Source organism: Pseudomonas sp. B22(2017) (genome assembly GCF_002113105.1).
GTDB classification, from domain to species: Bacteria; Pseudomonadota; Gammaproteobacteria; order Pseudomonadales; family Pseudomonadaceae; genus Aquipseudomonas; species Aquipseudomonas asiatica.
The window spans coordinates 242113-251797 of the sequence record NZ_NEJN01000006.1 but is presented as its reverse complement, the minus strand read 5'-3'; the positions used below and the strand labels follow the sequence as shown (position 1 = coordinate 251797).

The following is a 9685-nucleotide window of genomic DNA, read 5'->3' as shown; positions in this document are numbered from 1 at the left end:
ACTTGTGATGCTGATAATCTTTGTGACTATCAGTCCGTACTCACAAGCACCCACACGAATTGCTTGATTCGATTTGTTAAAGAGCGTTTGGTTAAGAGCCTTTCGTCTCAACCGAGGCGCGCATTCTACGCTTTCCTCATTTGCTGTCAAGCGTTTATTTTGAAGTTTTTTGCGAGAAACTCGTTTAGCTTCAAACACTTGACTCAACATGGTGGCTGGCTTTGCTTCGCTACCGCGTTGGAGTGGTGCGCATTATAGGGCGGTGTTTCAGGAGGTCAACCTTTAATTTCAATAATTTAGGTTTTTTTGAAAAAGACCGCGTCAGGGCCGCATGGTGCTCGCCGCGAGCCTTGCAGCACCGGTGAGTTCGAGCACCGAAATAACAACGCCGGGCACCTTGCCCCCACCCACCGTATTTGCGCACTATATTGCTCACCCCAATCCCGCTCAAGGATCGTCGCGCAGAAATGAACACCCAGCCCCGCAGCCTGGCCGCTACCCTCTTCCCGATCGGCCTGCTGCTCATCGCCATGGCATCGATACAGTCCGGCGCCTCCCTGGCCAAAAGCATGTTCCCCATCATCGGCGCGCAAGGCACCACCACCCTGCGCCTGATTTTCGCCAGCATCATCATGCTGCTTATCCTGCGCCCTTGGCGTGTGCGCATGACCCGCAATACCCTGCGCAACGTCATCATCTACGGCATGGCGCTGGGCGGCATGAACTTCCTCTTCTATATGGCCCTGCAAACGGTACCGATCGGCATTGCCGTGGCACTGGAATTCACCGGCCCGCTGGCCGTGGCAATCTTCTCCTCGCGCCGGCCGATCGACTTCCTGTGGATTGCCCTGGCCATCGTCGGCCTGCTGCTGTTGCTGCCTGCCGGCCATGGCGGGCAGGCCCTCGACCCGGTCGGCGCTGCCTATGCCCTGGGCGCGGGCGTATGCTGGGCGCTGTACATCCTGTTCGGGCAACGTGCCGGGGCCGAGCATGGTATCCAGAGTGCCGCACTGGGCGTAGTGGTGGCCGCGCTGTTCGTTGCCCCCATCGGTATCGCCCACGCCGGCAGCGCATTGCTCACACCTGCCCTGATCCCCATGGCGCTAGGCGTCGCGGTGTTGTCCACCGCCCTGCCCTACAGCCTGGAAATGGTTGCCCTCACGCGTATCCCGGCACGCACCTTCGGCACCCTCATGAGTATCGAGCCAGCATTCGGCGCATTGTCCGGCCTGCTGTTCCTGGGCGAGGTACTGACGATTACCCAGTGGCTGGCTATTCTGGCGATCATCACCGCGTCTGTCGGCACCACCCTGTCCATGCGCAAGGAACCCAGCCCGGTCGTTGCCACTGACTGACATGAGAAATATTTTCATTTGAGACAGGATTAGTGATTGTAGCGACCCGTCTCGCTGATTAAGCTGTCACAGAATCATCATCTTTACGCTATCTACTGGACCGAACACGGACGCTGGGGAAATTTCAGGAAGAACCAAAGCGATAACGACAGGGCCAGGCAGCTGATCCGCCCTGCATTTAAGGACAGGAATGAAACGTATTTTGCTCATCCTGGCCATCTTGGCTATTGCTGGATGTGCCGCCACGGCCAAGACCGAGGTCAAAAAGGGCAAGAAAGGCCTGCATATCAATTGCTCCGGCCTGTCTTCCTCGTGGGACAACTGCTACAGCAAGGCCGCAAGCTCCTGCAGCACGCGCGGATACCGGGTCATTGCACGCTCGGGCGATAGCGATGAAGAACCCGGTGACTACTTGTTCGGCATCAACCCGGCGGGTTACACCAGCCGCAGCATGATCGTCATCTGCAAGTAGAAAAAAGGGCAGCTCGCAAGCTGCCCTTTTCATTTGCCACCTTACAAGGGCGCGGTGCGCGCCTCCAGCCAGGCCAGCGCGTCATCCTTGAGCAACGGCGCCAGACGCTCGCGTACTCTGGCGTGATAGCCATTCAACCAGTCCAGTTCTTCCCTGGACAACAACTCGGGCACCAGGCAGCGGGTATCGATCGGGCATAGCGTCAGGGTCTCGAAGTTCAGGAAGTCGCCGAAGGCGCTCTTGCCGACCTCGCGATTGACCACCAGGTTCTCGATGCGCACTCCCCACTGCCCTGGGCGGTACGTACCCGGCTCGATCGAGCTGATCATGCCCACCTGCATCGCGGTCTGCGGCGTGGGTGCCGCCTGGTAGGCAATTACCTGCGGCCCCTCGTGCACGTTCATGAAGTAGCCCACACCATGCCCGGTGCCGTGGCCGTAATCCACCTGGTCAGCCCAGATCGGTGCCCGGGCAATGGCGTCGAGCAACGGCGATAGCACGCCCCGCGGGAAGGTGGCACGCGACAGGGCGATCATGCCTTTGAGCACGCGTGTGCAATCCTGCTTCTGTGCAAGGCTCGGGTTGCCCACCGGCACCATGCGCGTGATGTCGGTGGTGCCCCCCAGGTACTGCCCGCCCGAATCGATCAGCAGCAGACCATCGCCCTCGATGACCGCGTGCGACTGTTCCGTGGCGCGGTAATGTGGCATCGCGCCATTGCCGTTGAAGGCGGCAATGGTCGAGAAGCTCAACGACACGAAACCTGGGCGGCGGGCACGGGCGGCACTCAACTGCTCGTCGATCGTCAGCTCGGTAACCAGCTCACGACCAAGGTTGGCCTCGAGCCAGGCGAAGAATTCGCACAGGGCCGCGCCGTCCTGCTCCATCACCTGCCGGATGTGCACCAGGTCCTCATCACCCTTGCACGACTTGCTCAAGGTGCTGGGGTTGAGCCCCTCGACCAGCTCCACCTCGGTCGGCAGGTTATCCAGCAGGCCGCAGGTCACCCGGGCCGGGTCGACCAGCAATCGGCTGCCGGCCGGCATGGCGGCAAGGGCCTTGCCTGCTTCGGCGTAGTCACGCACTTCGATACCGTCGGCCGCAAGCACCTTGCGTAGATGTTCGTCGAGCTTGTCCTGGCCGACGAACAGGATGGCCTGCTGCTGGCTGATCAGAGCAAAGGCCACGAACACCGGATTGTAGGAAACATCGCTACCGCGCAGGTTGAACAGCCAGGCGATGTCATCCAGGGTGGCGATGAAATGCCAATCGGCCCCCTTGGCCTGCACGCTCTGGCGCAACTGCGCCAGTTTTTCCGCACGGTTCACCGTGGCGTGCGGCGGCAAATGCTGGTAGACCGGGTTGCCTGGCAGCGCCGGACGCCCTTCCCAGACCTGGCCCAGCAGGTCCTTGTCAGTCACCAATCGCGCCCCGCGCGCCTTCAGCCGATCGCTCAGTTGGCGCGCCGAAGCCAGCGCCATGACCGCACCATCTACCGCCACGCTGCCGTTGGGCTCGACGTGATCGCCCAGCCATTCCAGCGCACCAGGCTTGCCCGGCAGCAGCTTCATAAGCTCGATGCCACTGCCTGCCAGCTCGTGTTCCGCCTGTTCCCAGTAGCGGCTATCGACCCACAACCCGGCAAAGCCAGCTGTGACGACCAGCGTGCCGACCGAGCCATGGAAACCCGAAAGCCACTGGCGCCCTTGCCAGTAACCAGGCAGATATTCGGAAAGATGGGGGTCGGCCGAAGGTACCAGCAAGGCATCGATGCCCTCTGCGGCCATGGCCTGGCGAACCAGCGCCAAACGCTGCGGCACGCTTTGCCCAAGGGTGGTCTGAACGTTCATGCGCTCTCCTGCGGCTACATCACGGTTTATCCAGTGTGCCGATAATGGAACAGCCGCCGAAGCCCTGCAATCTTGGCGACCGACACGCGGCATGCATTGCCCGTGACGCCCTGCGCATACCGGACATTTCCTACAGACGGGCCAGAACCACCGATCAAGTTCCGCTGAACTTCCACAAAGCACCGGCTTCACACTCAGTACATTCATTGCACACAGGCAAATGACCATGCCCAACGCCTGCGCCCCTAAAAGCGGCGTGGTGCTGCTCGACACCCGCGCGCACACCCCCGACCACGAGCATGCCGTGCACCTGAAGCTTGCCGATGGCCTGGCCCGCCTTCTGGGCTGCCCGCACGTGCAACCCAGCCAGCCACCAAGCGCCACCGACGGCTACTACTACCTGCCCACCGAAACCCTGGTCGATCCCGAACGCCATGCCGCCCTCGGCATCTGCAGCGAACAGGACCTTTTCGGTGGCCTGGTCGCACACCCCTACATGGCGACCAAGGCGATTTCCCACCCGCTGCCGGCCGGGGCCAGTTTCCCGCCGGGCTGGACCGATGCCTTCGCACGGCAAGCCTGCGACGCCCTGCTGCGCGGCTACACCGTATTCAGCAAGGCCGATGCACGGACCGCCGCACAGCTGTTACTGACGGACGGCTCGTTGCGAATCAAGCCGGTACTGGCCTGCGCAGGCCGTGGGCAACAGGTCATAACCACGGCGGATGAGCTGGAACCGCTGCTGGCCGGCATGGATGACCAGGACCTTGCGCTATGGGGGTTGGTGCTCGAGGAAGACCTGAGCGAAGTGCAAACCTTCAGCGTTGGCCAGGTACGTGTCGCCGGCCTGACCTGCAGCTATCACGGCACCCAGCAACTTACCCGCGACCATCAGGGCACGGAAGTGTATGGCGGCTCCGACCTGGTAGTGGTACGCGGTGACTACCAGGCACTGCTGCAACTGCCGCTGGATGAGCCGCTGCGCCTGGCCATCAACCAGGCGATGACCTACGAACAGGCCGCCGAGCAGCACTTCCCCGGCTTCATCGCCTCGCGGCGCAACTACGACATTGCCCGCGGCGTGAACCCACAGGGCCACCTGCGCAGCGGCGTACTCGAGCAATCCTGGCGCCTGGGCGGTGCCAGCAGTGCCGAACTGCTGGCCTTGCAGGCGTTCGCCGACGACCCGGCATTGCAACGGGTACGTGCCTCCACCCATGAAGTGTTCGGCGCCCCCGAACTACCCACTGACGCCACCCTCTTTTACCAAGGAAACGACAGTGAACTCGGACAACTCAGCAAATTTGCGCGGATTCGCGAACATGACCATTCAAAGTGAAACCGTTGAACTCCAGGTCGAGGATGACAGCATCGTCGGCACCTTGGTCAGCCCCGGCAGCAAGATGCCGGGCATTCTCTTCGTCCACGGCTGGGGTGGCAGCCAGCAACGCGACCTGGCCCGCGCCCGGCATATCACCGGGCTGGGCTGCGTATGCATGACATTCGACCTGCGCGGCCACGAAAAAACCGAAAGCCAACGGCTGACGGTAACCCGCGAACAGAACCTGACCGACCTGCTGGTGGCCTACGACCGGCTGGCAAGCCACCCAGCCGTCGACACCAGTGCCATCGCCATCATCGGTAGCAGCTATGGCGGCTACCTGGCCACCTTGCTGACCCGTGAGCGGCCGGTCAAATGGCTGGCCCTCAGGGTACCCGCGATGTACTGGGACGACGAATGGAACCTCCCCAAGCAAACCCTCGACCGGCAACGGCTGAACGCCTATCGCCAACGCCTGCTCGGCCCGGCAGACAACCGCGCACTGGCAGCCTGTGCCGAGTTCGGTGGCGATGTACTGCTGGTCGAGTCCGAGCAGGACGACTACGTACCGCACAGCACCTTGATGAGCTACCGCTCGGCATTCGTCAGCGCCCATTCGCTCACCCACCGCATCGTCGACGGTGCCGACCACGCGCTGTCCAGCGAAGAGAGCCAGAAAGCCTACAGTTCGATCCTGGCGGCATGGGTCAGCGAAATGGTCATTGGCGCCCGCCTGGATCGCTACCCGCACTACGCGCCCTGGTATGCCTGAGGCTCACCCACCTGGCAATGCAGGCCGCCATCGGCACCGCGCACCAGGCTGCGCAGCGTCTGGTAGGCAGCAAAGTTGACGCCACGCGCCTGGTACTGGCCAAGCAGGTCGAGGAAAGGTTCCCCGACGAAATATACGGCCGCCGCTGCCCACGCCTGGCGGGATTGCCACTGCAGGTACTGCAGCACCCGGCTGCCATCGTCGCTGGCCTGAATACTGACGCCCTGCAGTCCTTCGCAACGCGCGGCCAGCTCTTCGCTGCGCGCCACCAGCGCTTGGGCCAACGCCTGCTGGAACTTGCCAGGCACTTCAAATTCGATCATCTGGGTAAACCACAGGGCATGGGATGTTGCCGTCATGAACGGTCTCCTGGTGACGGACGCCTACAGCGCGATGCAGAGCAGGGTAAAACCTCAAGTTATGTCAAGGTCAAGCGGTTTCCGCACCGGGAACGCCCCCGCGCCCTAACCCGATACCGCGAAGCGCCGCCGATAATCACTCGGGGTCAGGCCGGTGATGCGCTGAAACACCTTGCGAAACGCACCCGGGTCCTGGTAACCGACGCCCCAGGCGATCTGCTCGACATTGCGCCGGGTGAACTCCAGCAAGCGGCACGCACGCCCCACCCTCACCTGCTGGCAGTACTCGGTCGGCCGTAGCCCCGTGGCAGCACGAAAACGCCGCAGGAAAGTGCGTTCCTCCAGCCCCGCGCATGCGGCCATGCTGGCCAGGTCGGCATCCTGCCCACCGTTGCCCTGCAACCAGTGCTGCACTTTCAGCACTGCTTCATCACCATGGTCCAGGCGTGGGTTGAACACTGCACCGGGCAGTGGCGCCGCGACCGGGTCGACCGCCAGGTAGCGGGCAGTTTCCCGCGCCACCGTCGCGCCCATGAAGCGCTCCAGCAAGCGCAAGCCCAGGTCGGTCCAGGCCATCAGCCCGGCCGAGGTGACGATGTCGCCATCGTCCAGCAACGGCTGCTGGGCCTCGACCCGCACCTTGGGAAAACGCTGGGCAAGCGAATGCACGTAGTTCCAGTGGGTACAGGCCGGGCGCCCGTCGAGCAGACCACTGGCGGCGATGAAGAACACCCCGATGCACACCGATGCCAGCACCGTGCCGTGCCCGTGCAACTGGCACAACGACGCGCGATGGCGCTCAAGCAGCTCACCCTGTGGTGCCGACTCCAGGCTTGGCGGAATGATCAGCACCCGCAGATCGGCCGCGGCGGCAGGCGGGCTCTCAGGGGCAAGCTGCAACCGCCCTGCCTCGTCTGCCTGCCAAAAGCTGATACGCGCCGACGGCAACTCGACAGCACCCAGTTCGGCAACCACCCGGTTGGCTACCAGGAAAAGGTCGGCCAGCCCATGCACGGCAGCACGCTGCGCGCCGGGGTACAGCAGCAGGCCGATGTCCAGGCTGGCGGGGTTGTCAGTTTTTGCCTGCATAGTGTCGTTCGCGCCAATCCTCAGGTCAGTGCACACAGCCTATAACTAACGTCATCCAACGACTACTGCCACAGGAGGCAGCATGAGCAAGCAGGCGCTGATCATCATCGACATCCAGAACGACTACTTCCCGGGCGGCAAATGGACCCTCGATGGTGCCGACCAGGCGGCCGACAATGCTGCCCGCCTGTTGGCGGCAGCGCGTCAACGGGGCGACTTGGTGGTGCATGTGCGGCATGAGTTCGAAAGCGCCGATGCGCCGTTCTTCGCGCCAGGCTCGCAGGGTGCGGCGATCCATGCCAAGGTCGAGCCTCAAGCCGGTGAGCCGGTGGTGCTCAAGCACAAGGTCAACGCCTTCCTCGGTACCGACCTTGAGCACACGCTGGACCGGCATGGCATCGAGGCCCTGACCATCGTCGGCAGCATGAGCCACATGTGCATCGACGCCGCCACCCGGGCCGCGGCCGACCTGGGTTACGACGTGACCGTGGCGCACGACGCCTGTGCCACGCTGCCACTGGAGTTCGATGGCAAGCGGGTGCCGGCGGCGCAGGTGCATGATTCGGTGATGGCGGCGTTGGCGTTTGCCTATGCCAAGGTGGTCAGGACCGATGAGTTGATAGGAGACTGACCGCGAACCTTGGTTGCCCATACGGGCCTCATCGCCGGCAAGCCAGCTCCCACAGGTCCACCTTCAGGCTCATAGCCAGTGGCGAACCTGTGGGAGCTGGCTTGCCGGCGATGAGGCCCTGGAGGCAGCAACACCTCTCGATCAAATCACCACATTGCGCACAAACCGCACCGCCACCGCCCCATCGTTGCGATAGGCATACCGGCAGTTACTGGGAAACACATGGAACTGCCCGACCTGCAGGCGATGCTCGACCCCTTCGATAATCAGCGTCAGTTGCCCTTGCGCCACATAAATCTGCTCGCTCCAGCCTTCGGCATCAGCCTCGCTGGAATAGCACTCGCCCGGTGCCAGGGTCCATTCCCACAGTTCCACCTCGCGCCGCGCCACGCTGCTGCCCAGCAGCACCGCCCGACTCTGCGGGTGCTCCCCGGCCCAGGCCAACTCTTCGATGCGCCCGGGGTCGCGCTGGTCAGGTGCCTGGATCAGAGTACTGAAAGCCACGCCCAAGGCCTCGGCAATCAGGTCGAGAGTAGTCAGGCTGACATTCTTCTCGCCCGCCTCGATCGCCACCAGCATGCGCCGGCTGACCCCGGAACGCTCCGCCAACGCCGTCTGGCTCATACCCGCGGCGTTGCGCAGGCTGCGTACATTGAGGCTGACATGTTGCAGCACCGATGCCCGGTGCGAGGAATCTTTGTGCACTATATTGCTCACTGGTCGGTATTGCGCAGTATACTGCCCACTTTGCGGCGATTGTGCGCCGCCCCCTCCGAGTGCGCAAGACCATGAGCCAGCCCAGCAGCAAACCGACCCCTGCCATTGCCTTTCGCCTGAGCAAGGCCGAATTGGTGCTGGTGTTCATCACCATGCTGTGGGGCGGCACCTTCCTGCTGGTGCACAACGTGATGAGCGTCAGCGGCCCAATGTTCTTCGTCGGCCTGCGCTTCGCCGCAGCCGCGCTGTTCGTCGGGGTGGTCTCGGCGCGGGCGCTGCCAGGGCTGACCTTCACCGAACTGAAGGCCGGCATGCTGATCGGGGTGTCGATCATGCTCGGCTACGGCCTGCAGACCATGGGCCTGCAAACCATCAGCAGCAGCCAGTCGGCGTTCATCACCGCGCTGTACGTGCCGTTCGTGCCGCTGCTGCAATGGCTGGTGCTGGGCCGGCGCCCCGGCCTGATGCCCAGCATCGGTATCGGCCTGGCGTTCATCGGCCTGATGCTGCTGGCCGGTCCGGAGGGTGGCAGCCTGCACTTCAGCGAAGGCGAGCTGGTAACCCTGGTCAGCGCCGTGGCCATTGCCGGCGAAATCATCCTGATCAGCCGCTACGCCGGGCAGGTCGATGTGCGCCGGGTCACCGTGGTGCAGCTGGCGACCGCCTCGCTGCTGGCGTTCCTGATGATCGTGCCGACCCAGGAGCGCATACCCGATTTTTCCTGGCTGCTGCTGACCAGTGCCGTGGGCCTGGGCGCCATGAGCGCGGTGATCCAGGTAGCCATGAACTGGGCGCAGAAGTCGGTCTCGCCCACCCGCGCCACCCTCATCTATGCCGGCGAACCAGTATGGGCCGGGATCGTCGGGCGCATCGCCGGTGAGCGCCTGCCGGGCGTGGCACTGCTCGGCGGCCTGCTGATCGTGATCGCGGTGGTGGTCAGCGAACTCAAGGTGCGCCGCCCGCGCGAGGTGGCCGAATCGCGGGAAGTGACGGATGAAGGTGAACGCCAGGCTGGCCTGTAAAGCCGCCAACTGCGGCTATGCTTTGTAAGAATCTGTTATAAAAAAACAGCTTGTCACAGCCTGTTTGTAGGATTCTGCGACAGCTTGCGTGTTGGTG

The 9685-nt window shown here is 63.1% G+C and carries 10 protein-coding genes and 1 pseudogene; 6 read left to right on the top strand and 5 right to left on the bottom strand.

Annotated features, from left to right (window positions below):
* Nucleotides 1-210 (bottom strand): hypothetical protein (locus CAG18_RS27165; RefSeq protein ID WP_218191472.1); only part of this gene is annotated, 210 nt, incomplete at its 3' end.
* 257 nt (nucleotides 211-467) lie between these two features.
* Here CAG18_RS27165 and rhtA point away from each other — a divergent pair.
* Nucleotides 468-1377, top strand: a pseudogene (gene rhtA, locus CAG18_RS15690) (threonine/homoserine exporter RhtA).
* Between the two features lie 168 nt (nucleotides 1378-1545).
* Nucleotides 1546-1827 (top strand): hypothetical protein, encoded by a 282-nt coding sequence (locus CAG18_RS15685; protein WP_003259745.1) that lies wholly within the window; start codon nucleotides 1546-1548, stop codon nucleotides 1825-1827.
* A gap of 41 nt (nucleotides 1828-1868) precedes the next feature.
* Here CAG18_RS15685 and CAG18_RS15680 read toward each other — a convergent pair whose 3' ends face one another.
* Nucleotides 1869-3677, bottom strand: coding sequence for an aminopeptidase P family protein (locus CAG18_RS15680; RefSeq protein ID WP_015269667.1), 1809 nt, complete (start codon nucleotides 3675-3677; stop codon nucleotides 1869-1871).
* A gap of 220 nt (nucleotides 3678-3897) precedes the next feature.
* On the opposite strand from CAG18_RS15680, the gene CAG18_RS15675 reads away from it, so the two are divergent.
* Both CAG18_RS15675 and CAG18_RS15670 read left to right on the top strand, forming a co-directional pair.
* A complete protein-coding gene (locus CAG18_RS15675) occupies nucleotides 3898-5016 on the top strand; it encodes a DUF3182 family protein (protein WP_085721160.1) in 1119 nt (372 codons plus the stop codon).
* Nucleotides 5000-5770 (top strand): S9 family peptidase, encoded by a 771-nt coding sequence (locus CAG18_RS15670; protein WP_054572859.1) that lies wholly within the window; start codon nucleotides 5000-5002, stop codon nucleotides 5768-5770. Before CAG18_RS15675 ends, CAG18_RS15670 begins: the two co-directional genes overlap by 17 nt.
* Here the strand turns inward: CAG18_RS15670 and CAG18_RS15665 are convergent.
* Together CAG18_RS15665 and CAG18_RS15660 are read right to left on the bottom strand one after the other, a co-directional pair.
* Nucleotides 5749-6129 (bottom strand): antibiotic biosynthesis monooxygenase, encoded by a 381-nt coding sequence (locus tag CAG18_RS15665; protein WP_015269665.1) that lies wholly within the window; start codon nucleotides 6127-6129, stop codon nucleotides 5749-5751. The two genes, CAG18_RS15670 and CAG18_RS15665, sit on opposite strands and share 22 nt — an antisense overlap.
* A gap of 105 nt (nucleotides 6130-6234) precedes the next feature.
* A complete protein-coding gene (locus CAG18_RS15660) occupies nucleotides 6235-7218 on the bottom strand; it encodes a GlxA family transcriptional regulator (RefSeq protein WP_054572860.1) in 984 nt (327 codons plus the stop codon).
* Nucleotides 7219-7300: 82 nt separating this feature from the next.
* Here CAG18_RS15660 and CAG18_RS15655 point away from each other — a divergent pair, with 82 nt between their 5' ends.
* Nucleotides 7301-7849 (top strand): cysteine hydrolase family protein, encoded by a 549-nt coding sequence (locus CAG18_RS15655; protein WP_054572861.1) that lies wholly within the window; start codon nucleotides 7301-7303, stop codon nucleotides 7847-7849.
* A 141-nt stretch (nucleotides 7850-7990) separates the two neighbouring features.
* On the opposite strand, the gene CAG18_RS15650 is transcribed toward CAG18_RS15655, so the two are convergent.
* Nucleotides 7991-8554 carry a helix-turn-helix domain-containing protein gene (locus CAG18_RS15650; RefSeq protein ID WP_015269662.1) on the bottom strand — a complete coding sequence of 188 codons (564 nt, stop codon included), beginning with the start codon at nucleotides 8552-8554 and terminating at the stop codon, nucleotides 7991-7993.
* A gap of 83 nt (nucleotides 8555-8637) precedes the next feature.
* Here CAG18_RS15650 and CAG18_RS15645 point away from each other — a divergent pair, with 83 nt between their 5' ends.
* On the top strand, nucleotides 8638-9588 hold the full coding sequence (locus CAG18_RS15645) for a DMT family transporter (RefSeq protein ID WP_015269661.1): 951 nt from the start codon (nucleotides 8638-8640) through the stop codon (nucleotides 9586-9588).
* The last annotated feature ends 97 nt before the right edge of the window (nucleotides 9589-9685 follow it).